11 protein-coding genes are annotated in these 19,603 nt (G+C 43.3%); all 11 read right to left on the bottom strand.

The genetic code is table 11. The features are described 5' to 3' along the window. Nucleotides 1-192: 192 nt before the first annotated feature. The gene (locus QM738_RS18185; protein ID WP_462278157.1) at nucleotides 193-450 is read right to left on the bottom strand and encodes a hypothetical protein; all 258 of its coding nucleotides are present in this window, start codon (nucleotides 448-450) and stop codon (nucleotides 193-195) included. After that, a complete protein-coding gene (locus tag QM738_RS18180) occupies nucleotides 401-691 on the bottom strand; it encodes a hypothetical protein (protein ID WP_462278156.1) in 291 nt (96 codons plus the stop codon). Before QM738_RS18180 ends, QM738_RS18185 begins: the two co-directional genes overlap by 50 nt. A gap of 66 nt (nucleotides 692-757) precedes the next feature. Continuing rightward, a complete protein-coding gene (locus tag QM738_RS18175) occupies nucleotides 758-2,353 on the bottom strand; it encodes a C1 family peptidase (RefSeq protein ID WP_462278155.1) in 1,596 nt (531 codons plus the stop codon). A gap of 131 nt (nucleotides 2,354-2,484) precedes the next feature. Beyond that, entirely contained in the window at nucleotides 2,485-4,278 is a 1,794-nt protein-coding gene (locus QM738_RS18170; RefSeq protein WP_462278154.1) for a tetratricopeptide repeat protein, read from the bottom strand. Between the two features lie 88 nt (nucleotides 4,279-4,366). Beyond that, nucleotides 4,367-6,760 carry a penicillin-binding protein 1C gene (gene pbpC, locus QM738_RS18165; protein ID WP_462278153.1) on the bottom strand — a complete coding sequence of 798 codons (2,394 nt, stop codon included), beginning with the start codon at nucleotides 6,758-6,760 and terminating at the stop codon, nucleotides 4,367-4,369. A gap of 119 nt (nucleotides 6,761-6,879) precedes the next feature. Continuing rightward, on the bottom strand, nucleotides 6,880-12,477 hold the full coding sequence (locus QM738_RS18160) for an alpha-2-macroglobulin family protein (RefSeq protein ID WP_462278152.1): 5,598 nt from the start codon (nucleotides 12,475-12,477) through the stop codon (nucleotides 6,880-6,882). Between the two features lie 167 nt (nucleotides 12,478-12,644). Continuing rightward, nucleotides 12,645-13,040: a hypothetical protein gene (locus tag QM738_RS18155; RefSeq protein WP_462278151.1), complete on the bottom strand. Its 396-nt coding sequence runs from the start codon at nucleotides 13,038-13,040 to the stop codon at nucleotides 12,645-12,647. 102 nt (nucleotides 13,041-13,142) lie between these two features. Beyond that, complete coding sequence (gene lysA, locus QM738_RS18150) at nucleotides 13,143-14,351, bottom strand: diaminopimelate decarboxylase (protein ID WP_462278150.1); 1,209 nt, start codon at nucleotides 14,349-14,351, stop codon at nucleotides 13,143-13,145. A gap of 113 nt (nucleotides 14,352-14,464) precedes the next feature. Continuing rightward, the gene (gene scpB, locus QM738_RS18145) at nucleotides 14,465-15,229 is read right to left on the bottom strand and encodes an SMC-Scp complex subunit ScpB (RefSeq protein WP_462278149.1); all 765 of its coding nucleotides are present in this window, start codon (nucleotides 15,227-15,229) and stop codon (nucleotides 14,465-14,467) included. A 98-nt stretch (nucleotides 15,230-15,327) separates the two neighbouring features. Then, the gene (atpG, locus tag QM738_RS18140) at nucleotides 15,328-16,209 is read right to left on the bottom strand and encodes an ATP synthase F1 subunit gamma (protein ID WP_462278148.1); all 882 of its coding nucleotides are present in this window, start codon (nucleotides 16,207-16,209) and stop codon (nucleotides 15,328-15,330) included. A 445-nt stretch (nucleotides 16,210-16,654) separates the two neighbouring features. Then, nucleotides 16,655-19,528: an outer membrane beta-barrel protein gene (locus tag QM738_RS18135; RefSeq protein ID WP_462278147.1), complete on the bottom strand. Its 2,874-nt coding sequence runs from the start codon at nucleotides 19,526-19,528 to the stop codon at nucleotides 16,655-16,657. Nucleotides 19,529-19,603: the final 75 nt, after the last annotated feature.

Genomic DNA, 19,603 nt, shown 5'->3' with positions numbered 1-19,603 from the left:
GTGTTTTATAAATGCCAGGTTATTTGGTTTTTATTTTAGATTTTAGATTGGCGATTTCGGATTTTGTTTAGATCGAAACATAATTTATAAATGCAAGGCCATTTAATTTGAATTTTAGATTTTAGATTGCCGATTGGCTTCAATTCGTGAAATACTTATAAATCTAAAATCGCCAATCTAAAATCTACAATCTTATTCCCCATACATTTTGGGGTTCAGCGCATTCGGGCTCCACATTTCTAAAAAGGCCTGTACTTTATTATGGTCGTAACTTTTTTTGCCGTCTTCCAGGTATTCGCTGTTTTGCGTATGGATGCGGTTGCCATTACCATCTAAAATAATGAATACAGGAAAACCGAAACGTTGTGCATAGCCATATTTTGCAAAGATCTTTTTGTTCTCATTCTCCTTGCTCCAGTTTAAATGGTACCATATAAAGGCGCTGTTCATTACCGAGTCGATTCTTTTTATCAGCTTTGGCAAATCTTGCAAATTCAATACACCAACTGCACCAGTTGCCACCACCCTGCAGCAGTACATATTTGTTTTCTGCTTTCGCTTTTTTTACTGCTGCTGCAATATCTTTTTCTGCATCGGCAGTGGGATCGTATAATTTTTTTTCCTGTGCCAACACGGTAATTGTTGCAAACATCACCAACACTGAAAAAAATATTTTTTTAATGTAATTCATTTAATAAGGTTTATATACATCTAATCTCCTCCATAATTTAATCCCTCTTCTAAGCTTTACGAGGTTTTACTGCTTGTCAATTTCAACCACGCATCCCACCACGGTTTTCTGTTCGGATGCATCGGCTTTAAAATAAATATTGCCCGAACTGTTGTTGCTGAACTTTACGTTACTGATGGCCATGCTGCTGATGGCTTCATTCAATTTACCGGCATAAGTAGCTTGTGTGCTTTTACTAATGGCGGTATTCAATGCTGTATAATCCAATGGTTGTTTACTTACCACTATCGCCATAAAATCTTTATTGCCGATGCTGTCTGCCATCATCGATTCTTTACGGGGGAACAAACGGTAACCTGTTACACCAAAATAAGGCGAATGAATGGGTTTATAAGGAAACAGTACATAACTGCTGCCGTCTGTTTCCTGCCCGAAAATATAGGCATAACATTCCAGCGCATTTTTCAATTCCAGTTTAAAGCGGGTGCCTTTGGTTATTGGGCTTGTAGTTGTAAATACATTACCGCTGCCTGCACGTAAAGGAATATATTGTTTGGTGGTATTGTTCACTAACCCAATGTTGCATTCAAAATCCACATTCAACGCAGCACCGCTTTTGGGTAATGGATCAACACCATAAGCTTCCCGCACAAACCTCCTGAAATCGCTGTACCGCACATAGCCGATACCGTTATCTCCCCATTTAGGTCCCCAGCTGTTCATGATCTGGAAAGCGCCGCCTTCCACACGGTCATCATAACCTATTACACACATGGCATGGCCACCAAAGCCCTGCATGGTATAATCATCCTGAGTGGGGTGCCATACTTTTTGTCCCATCATATCCTGCATAAAACTGCCGCCCACCATCATACCGATCACCACCGGTGCATCTTTTGCCAGGTGTTCTTTAATAGCGCGGAAGTTCAACACACTTACGCCATCATCATCTGTTAAGCGGTTAAAGCCATGTATCTTATTGCTGGCTGCAAGCCCCATCAATGATTGCCCCTGGTCGCTGCAGCTTTGATCGTTGTAAGGAAATTGTGCTAAAGGCACAGCGCCCTTTTGCTGCATGAATTCCATTGCACGGATGATGTAAGAACCTTCGCAACCATCCAGGCCGATATTATTGTACAGGAAAGAAGGGCTGTATTTAATTGCATTGGGATCCTGGTGTGTACTCACACTTTGTAAAATAGTACGGGCCGCATAAGCGCTGCTCCATGCCACGCAACTGCCCTGGTGACCCTGGTCGCCGCGGTCGGGTGCATAACGTGCCAGTGAAACTGCTTCGGGAAGCGGGTTCTTGGCATCATCATCACTTAAACCTTCGTATACGCTGGCTTTTTTAAATTGATTGGGATCCAGTTTACCTCCCGTAGCAAATTTTGCGATCACGTCTGATAAACCACCACTGCCACCGGAGCAGGAACCATTGCGCATTAAAAAAAATGCTGCAGCAGCGATCACCAGCAGGAGTATGATCTTTTTACCACCACCTCCTCCGCCAAACAAAGAGAATATCAGGGGTAAAAAACTCATTAATCCGCCACCGCCACCACCGCCGGTGTTAAAACCACCACCTCCACTGCCGGAGTTGTCATTCTGCGGGTTATAATCATCCTGGTTATCCTGGTCATCAACCATTCTTATTGGCATAACAAAAGTTTTTATGAGTTAAATGTAAGCAGATTTTTTTTAAACTGCTATGGGTGTTCAAATAGTTTTAAACATAGATAGTTGCAGGGCGATTTTGGTTGCAACGGTATAGGCAACAAGCTGTAATAATATTATTCTGTACAGGTAACACCCAGCATTGCAGCAGCATCTTTAACGCCTAATGATCTTGCGGTACTGATATCGGCGCAATAGTGATTGTTTTTGAGAATAATATTGGCTTGTGCCCGGCGCAGGTAGGCCATTGCATTGGCAGGTTGATACTTAATAGCTTCATCGCAGTCTTTAACTGCATTTATAATTTCCTGCCGGTTCAGGTTCTTTACGGTTGTAGTGGTAAAAAAATAGGGAGGCGGAGCGGCGGGAGGAGCTATAGCAGCCATATTATTGCTCTTGCTTTGCTCGATGGTATTTTTATTGAGCAGCATAACAGCCCGGTTAAGCAATGCCGTTACGCATTGGGGATTGATACGCAGCGCTTCGGCAATGTCTTTATTTGCTGCATCGTATTTTTCCTGGAAGGAATAAAAAGCGGCCCGCTTGGCAGTATATTCAGAAAGGATAAGTGGTTGATCGTTTATGGAGGGGTTATCAATAAGTATTTTAATTGATTGACTTAAATTAATAATGGCCGAATCGAAATTAAGCAGGTTGGCATGTGCATAAGCGATGCTGTTGTATAATTCAGATACGAAGAAAGCCTTTGCAGTTTTTTTGTCCGGGTTTTCTTTAGTGATAATTGCTGTTTCGTCCAGTTTATTAATATTTACAAGACAGGTAGCATAATAGTCCAGTGCATTTCTTGACTTTCCCATTGCAATACAACTATTGCCCCTGGCATTATACAAAGACGGATCGTTGTTGAATTTTGCGATGCCTTCATCCAGTACCTGCCCGGCTTTTTCATATTGACCGAGTGCAAATAAGGTATTGCCTCTTGAAAGATAAAAACCTGCATGGCTGTTGTTGCAGTATTTATTGATATCTTCTGTGATCTCTTTTACTGCCGCGTTTTCGAAAGACTCTTTTCCAAGCAGCGCTTTTGCTGTTGCTTTATCGGAACAGGCCTCTTCAAATTTACCCCTATCAAATAAAAGATAAGAACGTTGCTGGTAGGCCATGTAGCTACCTGCATCCAGGCGAATGGATTCGTTGAAGGCCTGTGAGGCTTTATCAAATTCATTAAGCCTGTACAATACTATGCCGGCATAAGTATGGTATTCGCTGAAAGTGGGATTCTTTTTTAAACAACTGACAAGGTCGGTCCATGCCGCCTGGTTTTGCCCTAACGATATATAACATTTGCTTCTTACAAAATAGGCATATTCTACATTGGGCTGAATTTGTATCGATCGGTTAATGTCTTCCAATGCAGCCTTGGTATCGCCCATCGAAAGCTTTGTAATGGCCAGCCATAAATAGATATAAGGAGAGTTGACATCCAGTTCCAATGCTTTGTTCAGATCAGTAAGTGCGGCTTCATATTGGCCCAGTTGGGATTCTATTTCTCCTCTTTTTATATAACCGAGCGGTTTTGCAGGTTCCAGTTTTATATACTGGTTAAAATAACCTGTTGCTTTTTCATAATTATTATTACCACTTTCAATGATGCCCAGGTTGCCCATACATTTGGTACAACCGGGATTTAATGCAATGGCTCTTTCGTAATTTAATTTTGCTTTTTCAACATCATTCAGCTGCATGTAAGCAAATCCCCTGTTGGTAAGGTATTTTTCCTTTTCTCCGTAAGTGCTGATGAGTTTGTCCAGTAAAGCAATGCTTTTTTCAAACTGGTTTACTTTTATCAATGAATCAGCTGTGTTAAAATCTTTGTCTTCCTGTTGTGCAGATACTGCAATGGAAAAGATCAATAAAATAAAGGAGAGGGTATATTTCTTTTTAAGCATGGTCATTAGTTTCCAGGTATAATTGATCTTAAAGCTACAAATCATTTTATTGCAGCGTGTAAAATATTTTATGAACGACTGAAGCCTTTTAATTTTTTTCTTTTTCCAGTATCTCGAACTGCCTGCTTACGCTTAAGCCGTTTTCATCCACCAGTGTAATGATGTGCAGGCCGGGAGAAGGGTTCAATGCCATCTGGTGAAAGTTTTGCGTGGTGCCGATAAAATTATCGTCCAGGCTCCAGAATATTTTTGCGCCATTCCTGCGGTGCGCAGCAGTAAAAACAGTTTTACCTCTTTCGCCGCTTACTTCCAGCGGCACATAAATTTTTGCATCCGGCTGCGGATAGATGATCTCCATTACTTTGCCCGTCTCTGCAAATTCGCAGCCCGCTTTAAAAGGAGGTAATATTTTATAATCGGCATTCTTTTGTTTGTAATAATATTCCATAGCAGGTGTAAGCACAAACCAGCTTTTATGCTGCATAGAAGAAGGACTTTCGCATTGTTCTGTTACACGGAAATTGCCGGTTGCATCCAGGTGAATGATCTTATGATAAGGACAAAGTGGCGCTTTGCCGGCATTGGGTGGTAAGAATAAAGTATCCACTTCCGGACAATCAATATTGGCACGGTAACCGCTTTGCCGGCACACCGGAATGTAGGAGTAATTATAGCGGGGTTTTTCAAACCAGCTAACGTTTGGCAATAGACGAAATATATCAAACAATATTGGCGCAGCTGTCTGCACGCCTATTAAACCCGGCCTTCCTTCGCCATCGGTATTGCCCACCCATACTGCCACTACGTGCTTAGGTGTAATACCAATGGCCCAGCCATCGCGGAAACCAAAACTGGTGCCCGTTTTCCACGCAATTTTTTGCGATGAAGAGAACTGCTGCCATAAACCTTCTTCGCCGGGGCGCATTACTTCCTGCATGGCCTGGAAGGCGAAATAGATGGAGGTGGCGTCAAGAGCAATGGTAGATGTTGAATGTTCAATGTTGAATGTTTTGCCTGCTATATAGTTAGGAGCGTGGAAATCTGCAGGATCTAATTTGCCATGCTCTTTATTTTGATGATTGAGTGCACGGGCCATACTGGCATATACACCGGCAATATCCCACATGGTTACTTCGCAGCCACCCAGTATAAGGCTTAAGCCATACGCATCGGCATTGCGGTTCAAGGTAGTGATGCCGCATTGCTGCAGTGTTTCGTAAAAACGCTGGTATTTATATTGCTGTAATAATTTTACTGCAGGAATGTTCAGGCTTCTTGCCAGTGCTTTATCTGCAGGCACAGCACCATCATAAGTAAGGTCGAAGTTTTGCGGTGCATAGCTGCCGATCTGCGTGGGAATATCCGGTAATATGGATTGCGGTAAAATATAACCATCACTTAATGCTGCTGCATACAGCACGGGCTTTAATGCACTGCCCGGGCTGCGGGGCGCCGCCACTACATCCACATCGCTTTCCATTTCTTTATTCAGCGGAGCATAGATATTACCCACATAAGCCAATGTATTACCGGTCTCCACATCCAGCACCAGCGCACAGGCATTGTTGATGCCATTACCTTTTAATACCGATTGGTGCTGTTGCACAATAGCCGCTACACTTTTTTGCAGGTTGCCATCCAGTGTTGTTTTAATTCTTGTAATGCCATTCCGTGTTTTATTGTCTTTAATAAAACGCTGCAACAGGTGTGGGGAGAACTGCGGCAGGTTGAGTGGGTTGCCGGGCAATGGTTCCATCTTGGCCAGTTCGCCACTGCTTTGATCTATCTTGCCGGCATCTACCAGTTTATCCAACAACGCATTTCTTTTTTTCAGTAATACATCCCTGTTCTTACCCGGGTGTACCAACGAAGGCGCATTGGGTAAAACGGCCAGTGTTGCCATTTCGCCCCAGCTTAATTTATCGGCGCTGCGGCCATAATAGCGCCAGGCAGCTGCATCCAGACCCACCACGTTGCTGCCAAAAGGCGCATTGCTGGCGTATAGTGCAATGATCTCTTTTTTGGAATACGACAGTTCGAGTCTTAATGCCAGTATGCTTTCCTTTAGCTTATTCCAGATGCTGCGCTCATCATTGCCTTCCGCCAGGCGGATCACCTGCATGGTAAGTGTGCTGCCGCCCTGCACCACACCCTTGTTCTTGATGTTCTTTACAATTGCCCTGCCGATGGAAACAGGGTCCACGCCGGGGTGTTTAAAAAAGCGTCTATCCTCAAACGTTGTAATGCAATCGATAAATTTTTGCGGTACATTTTTATTGTAAGGAAAACGCCATTGCCCATCGGATGCGATGGTAGCGTTTAATAAGTTGCCATCTTTATCTTCTATTACATAACTGGTGGGGGTATGGAATAATTTTTTGGGTAAGGAAAAATAGAACCAAATGATAAGGCCTGCTACAACCAGTAGTTTTATTTTGGTTGCAAGGCGGAGGGACTTTATCCTGGAGAATATATTTTTCAAAAAAATGACTGTTGATTTAAAACCACATAAAGTTCAAAAAAAATAAAACACGGATGGCACTGATAAAACGGATCATGATCTGATTGATCCATCCACCTGTGCCATCCGTGTTCAAGCTGTTACTGGTTCACCACTTCCACCCACTTGCCATTCACACCTGCGGAAATAGTATTATCATACATCGCTTCGCAGAAGGTGCCGGGCAGGAAATACCTGCCTAAATAAGAAGCATTCAGCTGCACATAATACGTAAGCGTTTCACCGGAGTTGATGTTGAAATAGGTGTACACCCTGTCATCCCGTATATCCTGGTAGGTAGAGAAAGATGATTTGAAAGCGCCTTCGCCACCCAGCATTCTTGCATTGAGTATTTCCCAACCGCTCGGGAATATTTGCGATAAAGCCATCTGCGAATAATAACCACGGCCACCGGGGTTTTTCAATACCACTTTGGCAACAAAATCGCTGCCCTGCGATAATTTGGTAACATCGATCGCTTTGCCATCCTGCGATTGATAACTTACACTCATGGCAAGCACAGCAGGATTATTGTTCACCTTCAAACTATCACCTGCCAGTGGCTGCCCTTTTGTGATCATGCGTACATACAAAGTATTGCTGCCTTTATTAGTGATCGTAACATTGCTGCTGCCCTGGTCTTTGAATACCACTGGTAACTGGCGTATATAAGTGGCTGAATTGATATCCGTTTGTTTGCCATCAATATTGGCAACAGAAACGATCTTGGCGCCACTCGGGTTTTTACCACAGAATTTTGCAATAGCAATTAAACTGTAAGCAGTGGTTTGTGTGCTGTACCAGTAATTCTGTGCAAGATTGGCTGCTATCAAACGCATCAGTTCTTCTGCCTTAGCTTTTTTGCCCAGCAGGGTAAGTGTTTCCAGTACCATTGCTTCATCCCTTATATTAGAACCATAAGTAAAACCAGGATTGCTTCTTACATCGAAGGTGGTGGATAAACCGCTGATCAGGTCGAGTGCAGTATTATCCTGTCCTGCTAATTTATACGCAGCTGCCAAACGCCATTTTGCTTCGGGAGATAAATATTTAAATTCCTTTAAGCGGTTCATCGCACCGAGTTCAGGAGCTTTTGCTAACGCCAACGTGTACAAGCGGTAAGACTGCGACAGGTCGCCACCATAAAAATTAGTAGTGGAAGGTACCCAGCTGTTGGCTTTGCCACGCTGGTAATTCTTCCATTGCTGCAGCATGTAGTCGCTTACAAAATAACCATTGGCCTGTGCCTCTACTAAAAAGTGCCCGGCATAATTACTGCCCCATTCATCACTCTCGGCCATACCAGGCCAGTAACTGAAGCCACCATCAGGACGCTGAAAGTTTTGTAATTTTCCAATTCCTGCTTTTACATTTTTATCCACCTGTGCTTTTTTATAATCATCCAGGTCGGTCAGTTGATTTAATACCAGTTGCGGGAAAACAGCAGAAGTGGTCTGTTCGATACAACCATGTGGGTATTCAATTAAATAGTCTAACCGTTTCTGTAAGTTCATCGAAGGCACACTGGAAATTTCAACCGTGGCAGTACTGGTGGCTGCAACACCAATGGGCGAAGCAGTTGTTTTCCATTGTTGTCCCGGCGACAATGTTATTTCACTGATGCTGGTGACCGGCGGATTAGGATTGCGTATATCCAGTTCCACTTCGTAATCTGCTTTTTCGCCAGCGCTGGATGCCAATAGTTTCACTTTACCAATACCTACATTAGGTTTTACCTTTACGTCAAAATAAGCCATCTGCTCACCGGTCTGGCTAAAGCTTACGGTTTGTGCATTACCACCCACCACTTCTAAAAACGGATTGGATTGCAATGAAAGATTTACGTTTTTGATATTGTTCTCCATTGCAAAAACGGTAACGGGCAGTTTGATAGTTTCGCCGGGACCTAACACACGGGGCATGGTTGCCAACAACATCAATGGTTTTTTAACGGCCACTGTTTTTTCGGCAGCGCCATAGCTGCCTTCATGTGCAGCAACTACCATCACCCTTACCGAACCAATATAGGAGGGGAGTGTGAAAGATTGTTTTTGTGCACCACCATTGCTGTGGAATGGCCCTAAAAATTTTACCACGGGTTTAAAGCGGTTGGCCGTTTTTTGTTTACCGCCCGCTGCATCCGCATCACCACCAATGGTGAGGATCCTTTCCAAATCACCGCCCCATGCACCGATCACGTAATCAAACATATCAAAGCTTTTTACACCCAACGCTTCCCTTGCATAAAATGCTTCATGCGGATCGGGTGTTTTAAATCTTGTAAGATCCAATAGACCTTCGTCCACCACCGCAACACAATAGGTCATTTCCTTACCATTCTGTTCACTAACGGTAAAGGATACGTTCTGTTCTGGCCGTATGCTGTTAGGCATATTGATCACCGGTTTCAGTATGGTATTCTTGTCTTCCACAAAAATGGGAATGGAGCCATACATCCTGATGGGCAGATCGTTGATGGTTTGCGAATGCGGCTGCAGTAAACTTACCGTAGCATATACATTCGGCGACATGGTTTTGTCTGCCTTGAATTTAACGAGTGTTTGTCCCTGCACGGTTTCCTGCCAGAAGGATTTCAACACCCTGCTGCCGTTTTCAATACTTACCAATACCCTGCCGCCCTTGCTGCTGGGGATGGTTAAAGCAACTTCATCACCTACATTGTATTTTTCCTTGCTGGCAGTAAATGATAACATCGATGCTGCGGTCTGGTCATCATCACCGCTGCGGCTTTGCCAGCCCGGTTCATCAATGTATAAGGTAGAACCGGAAGTATGCCCGCTCTTCAGGTCTTTTACTAATACCAGGTAGCGGCCCCATTCATTTTCCGAAGTACCAAAGGTCCAGTTACCGCGGCCATTGGTTAAATGCACGGTTTCTTTCTTCAGTAATTTATTGTATTCATCCTGTGTAAAATTGCTCAGGTTATCGCCGTTGTCATCCCACCACCAGCGCCATTGTATACGATAAAATTCCACTTCTACATCATTGCTGCCGCCCAGTAAATTTCCTTTGCTGTCTACATTTACTATCTGCATGGTATGATTTTTACCAGCCAGCAAATAATCAAATGGTTTTTCACCATCCGGTAATTTTAAACCAACATAGCTTGCATAGGGGCTGTAAGGAATGCTCATATTATCGATACTGAAAGTACCGCCCGGTTCAAACACCTTTATCACAAGATTCGCATTCAGCATGCCCGGTGCAGCGCCATCCACCTGGAAGTCGGGTTTAATACCGGCATTACCCTCTGCATCCAGCGTACCATCGTAAATGGTTTTTTGCAGGGTGGAGTAATTGGAAGTAGGATTATCAAAATCAAAACCTGCGAATTTGGGGAAACTGGTTGTTTTAGCATAGAGCGATGCATCGATCTTTGCTTTTAAATTTTTACCTGGTGCACCAAACAACCATTTGGCATTGATAGTACCGGCGGCAGTATTGCCCTGGCCCAGCACCGCATCTTTTCCAAAATCAACGTTTATTTTTAAGCGGTTAGGCATTACCGTTTCCACCTTGATCCTTTTTTCAAAACTGGCGCCGCCCACTTTTACTTTTGCCAGCCAGTTACCGGTGGGAGAGGAAGCATCGGTGTTGGTCTTGAAAAGATAGAAGCCATCCTCCGCATCACTCTGCACCGCATGTTTGTACAACTGCCCGTTCGGCGTGAACAAACTGAACTCTACAGGATGATCTTTAGGCAATTTTCCTTCTTTATCTTCCACGATAAAATTGAGATACATGGTATCGCCGGGGCGCCATACACCTCTTTCACCAAAAATGAAACCCTTGATGCCATTCTTCACTTCTTCACCACTTACATCAAAACGGCTCAATGCAAGCGAGTTGCCATCATCCAGTTTTAAATAACCTCTTTCAGCGCCTTTTTTAGCGATCAATAAATAGGGTTTCCTTTTAAGATCCACGTCTGCAAAACCATCGCTGCTGCTTTTAGCTTTACCCACAATGGTTTGCTGGTAATCCATTATTTCCAGCTCCACATCACCCATGGGTTCGGTAGTGAGTATATTGGTAACCGCTACTTTAATGCTGTTGTCGTTACCACGTTTGGCAGTAAGGCCGATATTGCTGGCCAGTATATTCCTGGTGGCCCAGCGGTCTTTGTTATAATACGATTTACTGGTGGGATCATCCCTTCTTTCCCAGTTATAACCATACGGATAATACTGGTCGTAGCGGTCCCAGAATTCGTCGTCATCATCCAGCCCGTTCCTGCTGTAGCTGTCATATCCTTCATCACTGCCTTCTTCCTCATCGGCTGTTTTGTTAGTGGCGGTATCCGTGCTTTGGTATAAAGAATATTCTGGCCTAAACCCAATGGTTACACGATAAATAGCGCCCTGTTCTGTTTTTAAGAATTTATCAATGTCTAAAGAAAAATGTTGTTTTTTATGCAGGTCCAGTGTTTTATCATCATCCAGGCGCAAAGTTTTTTGCACAATCGGCTTGGCTACTCTTCTCAATTCACTGTTGCCGCTCAGGTCGTTTTCCTGTAAGAACTGTGGTACATTATTCTCAAAAATTTTAATAATGCTGATATCCACCGCATTCAGGTTGATGGATTCAAAAGGCAATACCAACCTACCGCTGTTAGGCAATATATTACCCTTGCCATGAATTTTTACCGAAGGCATACGGTTCTGGAAATTGATATTGGCCGTAAAGCCTTTATCCAGCACATCGCCCCAGGTGTTCTTTACACCCGAATTGATATTGACTGTGTAATTGCCATCCAGCTTACCATTGCCAAAAACCTTTACCTCGCTGCCGTTGATAGTATAAGAAATATCGGATTGACCACTGATATTGATCAAACCGGTAAGATCCTGCCCAACAGCAATGGGATCGCTGAACTGTACAGAAGCATATTGCTGTGCATCGTTTATGGCCACCACATCCAGTACCTTAAAATCGCCCGCTGCCGGAACGGCAATAGCGTTTTCTCCCTTTACATCCATGCCCATTGCAGCGCCACTCCATTTCAGTTCCACATTATTTACGGTGGATGCCCTTTCAATATTATCAATGGTAAAATGATGCGATTTAGCCGCATCATTGTGTTGCCAGTTTATCTTTAATGCTTTACCGGCCTGTGTTGCCGATAATAATTTTTCTATTTCAGCGCCTTTTTCCACGTCGGCAGTTTCCAGCTCGCCGCCCAGCGTCATTTTGTTTTTTACGCCACTGCTGCGCAGCCCTTCGTCGCTTACTTTAAAGGATGGTTTTACCGTTTGCATGCTGAATTTAAAATCAGCATATTTTTCGGGCACCTTGGTTACTTTACCCAGCCTGAATGAAACGGTGTACAGCTGGTTACTGTTCAGCCAGCTCTCAGGTTTAAATTCAACAGTTCTTGCATCCAGCCAAAAAGCTTTTCCTTTTATAGCAGGAGAAAAATCAAATAAGGCTTCTTTTACTTCTTCCCCCACTGCATGCGTGGTGTTGGCATCAGTTGCCAGCTGGATGCGGATGGTGGAAGTTTTTGAAACAATACCTGTAGTGTATGCATCAATGTACTTACTGAAAGCAGGGTCTACATCGATCCATTTTTCTTTTTTACTGCAGGCCGAAAACAGGGAAAGGATTGCTGCAATGCACAGCAATTTCCTAAAAGTTGCACTGAACTTTTCAGGAAGGGGAACACGATCGTGATCCATAAATTTAAAGTTGAATTTTGTTGTTCAGCAAAACCAGGACGGCTTTACTGTTTTTGTTTTGATGACGTAAATGTTATAAGAATTTTTGAATTGTACAAGGGGGTGGATAACTATTTTTAGTTAAAGGATATTTAAAACTAGCTAACGGTTGCTGCTAACGAAATGGGTCAGTTAAGCCTGGTAACTTCAACAGTATAGGTGCTGTTGGTGAGGGAAGAAGTTACCTGCTGTGTATACGACTGGCCGCTGGTGCTAATGATCTTTATCCGTATCTCCAGGTTGGATGGAAAATCGATCCTGTTCTCATTCCTGATCACTTTATCAAGTTTTAAAGTATAGGAACAATCATCCAGCCAGTTAACTTTAAAACGCACCACGGCTTTTAAAGATTCGCTCGATTCGGTTTGATAACCGCCCCTGCGGTCGGCAATGGTGATAACGCCGGTATGGGTATCGGCAATACGGAATTTGCCTTCTTTGAATTTAAAGCAATCCACTGTTTGCGCAACGGCAGTAAAACCGCATAAAAAAAAGCACCAGGTTATAATGAGCTTTAATGGCATGGCAGTTATTTATAGTGAAGATAAGCCTGTTAACTCTTTAATTATGTTAAGCATGTTCAGGCCGGAAAAATTATTCATTATTCACTACTTCATTATTCATTACTACAGCACCTGGTTCCGTATCAGATCGTCAAAAGTGTCCCTTCTCCTTATCAACGTTGCATTGCCGTTCTTTACCATTACTTCGGCTGGTTTATAGCGGCTGTTGAAATTAGAAGACATTTCAAAACCATAGGCACCTGCATTTTTAAAGACCAGGAAGTCGCCTTCCTTTATCTCGGGCAATTTCCTGTCCCAGGCAAAAGTGTCTGTTTCGCAAATATTACCGGTAATGGTATAATGTTCTTCTCTGCCCTCGGGGTTGCTGATATTTTCTATCTGGTGATAGGCATCGTAGAACATGGGGCGTATCAAATGATTGAATCCGCTGTTAACGCCTGCAAAAACAGTATTGGCAGTTTCCTTCAGCACATTTACTTCGGTAATAAAATAACCGGCTGCACTTACCAGGAATTTGCCGGGTTCAAACCATACCTGCAAAGGATTGCCATTGGGGTTGGGATGATTGTCAAAAGCTTCTTTTACTTTTTGCGCCAGCAAAGGAATATCGGTTTCGCCATCGCCTTTTTTATACGGCACTTTAAAACCACCACCCAGGTCCACCGACTTCAATTCTTTAAAATGCGGTATGATATCGAACAGTACATCAATGCCTTTTACAAAAACATCCACGTCCTTAATATCGCTCCCGGTATGGATATGCAGGTTTTGTATAGCCAAATTGTACTTGGCTATTATTGTCAATATCTTATCCAGTTGATCAACCGGTATACCGAATTTACTTTTATCGTGCCCGGTGGAAATTTTGATATTGCCGCCCGCCATGATATTGGGCCTTAAACGAATGCCCACGGGATAACTGTGACCGAATTTTTTGCCGAATTTTTCCAGGTTACTCAGGCTGTCGATATTGATATGGATACCGAGGCTCTGCGCTTCTTCAATTTCGCTGAAATGAATACCATTGGAAGTATACAATACATTGGCAGGATCAAAACCCGCCAGCAGCGCCAGCTTGGCTTCGTTAACGGAACTGCAGTCCACATTGCCGCCAATGCTTTTAATATGCTTCAGAATATTTACATTGGTAAGTGCCTTGCAGGCGTAAAAGAACCTGGTATCAGTATGTGCAAATGCTGCAGTAAGTTTTTGATACTGGGCAGTGATATGATCTGCATCATACACGTAAAGCGGCGTTCCATATTGCATCGCCAGGGAAATTAATTGCTCGTTGGATAACTGTTGCGACATTTTGCGAATGTACGAAGGAATAGGAACAAGATGGATGGTTGGGCTGTATTATGAACGAAATAAAAAAGGCATGAAATATTTCATGCCTTTTTTAAATATTATCTAAGCTTTTTTTATGCTTCTTTTTCTTCTTCGTTATCGCTGTTGTTGGGCTGGTCTTCCTCCTGCAATTCGCCTTCGGCAGTTACAGTGAGAATTTTTTGTTCGCCTTCGGTTTGTTCGATCACGATCTCATCTGCACCGTTCTCTGTTTCCTGTTCCTCCTGTTGTTGTGCTTCTGCTTCCTGCTGGGCTTTGGCCTCCATCACATTGGTGGCGTTCACCAGTTCTTCCATCATCACTTCGCTGATCTTTGGCAGGTCATCGGCACTATTGATGCCAAAATAATCCATAAAAGATTTTGAAGTAGAGTAGAGCAGCGGCTGACCAACGGCTTCTTCCTTTCTGCCGGAGATCACCACCAGGTCTTTTTCCAGTAATTTCTGTACCGCGTAATCGCAGTTAACGCCGCGGATGGCTTCCATTTCGCTTTTGGTGATGGGCTGTTTATAAGCAATGATGGCCAGCGTTTCCAGCGAAGCGGTGGATAAGCGTTTTAAGAACTTATCGCCATTCAGCAAGGCAACGGTTTTATAATATTCTTTCTTGGTCAAAAACTGCAAACCGCCCCCGATCTCCCTTAATTCAAATGAATAGAATTCAGCGCTGTACTTTTCTTTAATGCCGTCCAGGGCAGCATCCACCTGTTCCGGCGTGGCCCTGTCTTCAATAAAGCCCAAAGCATTGTTCACCAAGTCAGTCAGCTCCAGCCTTGTTAAAGGTTTGTCGCTGGCAAATACCAGTGCTTCAATATGAGGTATGATCTGAGAAAGCTCCATTTGATAATTTGATGATGTGATAATTTGGTGATGTGAAAATTTGATTATAACGAATACCCGATCTTCAAATTTCCAAATCAATTTATTTCCAAATCGTTTTACCCGTTTAACGCCGCCGCACCACTTACAATCTCCGTAAGCTCGGTAGTAATAGCCGCCTGCCTTGCCCTGTTGTAACTGATCTTTAATCCTTTCAGCAGTTCATTGGCATTATCGCTGGCTTTATCCATCGCGGTCATCCTGGCGCCATGTTCGCTGGCATTACCATCCAGTACGGCTTTGTATAATTGGGTGTTCAGGATCTTTGGCATCAGCTCGGCGATCAAAACATCCTTGCTGGGTTCAAAAATAAAATCGGCATTTTTCTGTCCGGCAGATTTTTCCACCTTTTGTACCGGTAAGAATTGTTCTGCAATAAAGCGCTGGGTAGCGGCATTCTTAAATTCGCTGAACACCAGTTCCACGGCATCCACTTCTTTATTGGCAAAAGCATCCATAGCATATTTTGCAGCAGCCTGTACTTTATCAAAGCTGAGGCCGGTAAAAATATCCCAGTATTTATCCACTACATTAAAACCATTTTTTGCAAAATGCTCGTATCCTTTTTTGCCGATCGGCAGTATCTGCACATTACCCTTTGCATTCTGGGCCGCATATTTTTCCTTGATGGTCTGCTTGGTTAATTTTATCAGGTTACTGTTATAACCACCGCACAAACCCCTGTCGCTGGTAACAAGAATGATCAGTACTTTTTCCACGGGCCTTTCTGCAGCCAACGCCATTTTTACATCGCCATCGCTGTTGCTGACGATATTACTCAGCATTTCCTGCAGTTTTTGAGCATAAGGACGCATTTGTGTAATGGCATCCTGTGCACGGCGCAGCTTGGCAGCACTTACCATTTTCATGGCTTTAGTGATCTGCTGCGTGCTTTGCACACTCTTAATTCTGTTACGTACCTCTTTTAATGCACCTGACATATTAAAATTATTAGAAAATTAATGCTTCGATTTCGGGGGGCAAAGGTAGGGCAAAACAGCCTAAAATTCAAGTACTCTTATAAACTGTGGAAAACCGCGATTTAGGCTGCGGATTGCATGCTTTTTCCGCCTGAAGGCGGGAGGTTTTGGCCACGGATTACACGGATTTTCACGGATTTATTTTGGTTTTAGCCACAGATTACACGGATTCTCACCGATTTTGTCTTTTATCCGTGCCAATTCGTGTAATCCGTGGCTCGTATTTGTGATTAGAACGTTCTATTTGCCTGTTGCCGCCACTATATGCCTGCTGGCGCAGGTTTTAGCCACGGATTGCACAGATTTTCACGGATTATTTTCGTTTTTAGCCACGGATTGCACTGATTTTCACTGATTTTGTCTTTTATCCGTGTCAATTCGTGTAATCCGTGGCTCGTACTTGTGGTTAGAACATTCGTATCTGCCTGTTGCCGCCGCCCATATTCATACCGCCGCCCTGTACAGCCTGGCCGGCAAATTTCTGGATGCGGTAGGTAAAGCTCAGCATAAAATACCGGGTAAGCTTATTGGTACGGGTATCAATGATAGATGTACCGCTTACCGTGCGGTTGATGTTGGTATTTTGTTTGAACAGGTCATAAGCCGCAAAGCGGATGATACCATTCTTCTTTTTAAATAATTGCTGTTCCAGCGAACCGTTCATTAAAACAGGGTTCTGGCTTACCGAACTGGCCAGGCCATGGTTCACCGTGTAATCAATATCATATTTCAGCACCAGCCTTTTGGTAAGGTCAACATTAATTGTGTGACTGAAGGTCCATGCATTGCTGGAAGTATTCTGGAAAGAGCTGGAGGCAGCGCCGGAAGCATTTTTGTATTTGTTATCGTTGATGCTGTAAGTAACACCGGTACTCAACTGCAGCCATTCTTTATAATTGAATTCAAACACTACGCCTTGGCTCAATACCCAGTTGCTGCCCGTAACTTTCTGGATGTTCAGGTTGTCCTTTAAACTGGTGCCGGTAAAATTAACGCTGTCGGTAAGGTTCACATTATGGTTATAGTTGGCCGAACCATTAAAGTTCAGCACAAATTTCCTGTTCTTATAAGGCTTGCTGAAAGTATAAAAGCCCATTACATTATAATAACCATTCACGTTCTCAGGAATACTGGCAGAAGCGCCGGTATTGTTCAAACGGGCTGTTTTGGAAATGATCTGGTTCCTGATAGTGCTGAAAGTGATATTACTGAATAACACCTTACCAGTGATCATGTTGAAATTATTGTACGACAGGTTAATGTTGTGGGTAATGGAAGGCTTAAGGTCAGGGTTACCCGAAGTAACGTATTGCGGGTTGCTCTGATCTACCACCGGTTGCAGCTGGGTGAAAGAAGGCTGTGTGGCATTGCCGCTATAGCTCATGTTCAGCGATTTGGTACGGCTGAAATTATAGGTACCTCTTGCAATAGGGAATACATTGGCCCTGGTAATGGGGCTGTAAGCGCTGTCCTTGGTAAGTGATTTACCACGCAGGTTTACCGGCTGCACACTAATACCGAGCGTGTAGTTGTATTTCTTCATGGTGGTTCTTAACGATACCCCCACACGATCGTTGTAAAAATTATTTTCGTAATCGTTGCTTAAAAAACTATTCATTGTTTTTGCCTGCGTTAAAGAATCTACGTTGTAGGTTTTTTTATCATTGCGGGCATAGCTGAAATTGTGCGATGCAGAAAAATCGAGGCTGCGAAATTTATCGATCGGTTCGGAATAAGTAAATCTTACACCATAGTTGCGGTTGTCATTCTGTTGATCGATGTACTGGAACGTATTATGCGGACCAATACCCGGTGCCACGTACTGGTAATTCAGGTTAGTAATATCCTGGGTGGAATTACTTTCGGAATTGCCCAGGCTGGCGCTGGCAGAAAAATTACGCCCTCTCTTTCTGAATTTGTGATTGTATAAAACATTCACACTATAGTTCGGCGCTTTGGAATCTTTTACTGTTTTGGTACTACCATCACTGGTTTTACCGGCTCCTACCTGTGTGTAATCAAACACAGAATAATTATTACCATCGCTGTTGCCAATACTGATATTCGGCGTGATCTTTAAATAATTAAAAGAATCCACCTGGTACTCCATATTAAAAGTGGCACGGTGGTTATCGCCAATGCTCAGCGCATTCTGATCCTGGTTATTGATGAAACTATTGGTTTGATAAAAATTTTGTGTGGAAGTATTCTGCAGCTGGCTGGTGTTTTTATGGCTGTACGAATAGCTGCCATAAACGCTGATGCGCTTGCCCCATTGATCGCGGAAGTTAAGGCCTAAAGAATTGGTGCTGCTGATACCGGCAGAGCTGCCGTTAAACTGGCTGATATCGCCCAGTGCACGCAGGTTGCCTGCGCCGCCGGCATCACTCATTATGCTCATGCCGGTGCTCATCATACTACTCATGCCGCGGTTGCCACCACCACTAAAGTTGAACAGCGAAGCATTGGTATTATTACTGTTGGCAACCAGCGAAAGTTGTTTGTTATTATTAAAATAGTTGCCGTTAAAAGAAGCCTGGTAACGGTCTTCCGTACCCGCACCTACGGTAGCCCTTCCAAAAAAACCTTTGTTCTTATCTTTCTTCAGCTGAATGTTGATCACTTTATCGGGATCGCCATCCTTGATGCCACTCACGGTAGCCTGGTCGCCATAATCATCTATCACCTGTATCTTATCTACAATATTAGCAGGCAATTCTTTCGTGGCTGTTTTAACATCGCCGCCAAAAAAATCCTTGCCATTTACTTTTACCCTTGTCACACTTTTGCCCTGCGCTTTTACATTACCATCTTTATCTACATCAATGCCCGGCAGTTTTTTCAACAGGTCTTCCACCACGGCGCCTTCTTTGGTTTTAAACGCATCTGCACGGTATTCCACGGTATCTTCTTTTACAATAATAGGAGCGCTTTCCACCACCACTTCATCCAGTAATGTTGCACGGCTGGCTAAAATAACGGTGCCAATATTAATGGTCTTTTCCTGTTGCTTTACAGGAACAAATTTGGCAACGGGCGAAAAACCGCTGTTAGTGATTATTACAGAAAAATTGGAAGCAGGAACTATATCAAAACTAAATTCACCTTTTTCATTCGTGAATCCATAAGTGGTATCGGCAGTATTGCTTTTAACCACCAGGCCCACCACCGCTTTGTCGATCGGCTTTTTTGTTGCGGAATCAATAACGGTTCCCTTTACCTGCGCTTTTGCAGCAAATACGGATACGATAAAAAGCAGGCCCAGTACAAGTTTTCTCATAAAAGAAGTTATGGTATTACGAAAAATTTCGTGTAAAAATAATGTGCGGATATTTATTTACCGTATTTTTTTTAC

Origin of the sequence: Ferruginibacter sp., assembly GCF_049840995.1 — a bacterium.
Taxonomy (GTDB): Bacteria; Bacteroidota; Bacteroidia; order Chitinophagales; family Chitinophagaceae; genus Ferruginibacter.
Note: the sequence above shows the minus strand (reverse complement) of the source record. Positions and strands in the feature narration are given on the sequence as shown.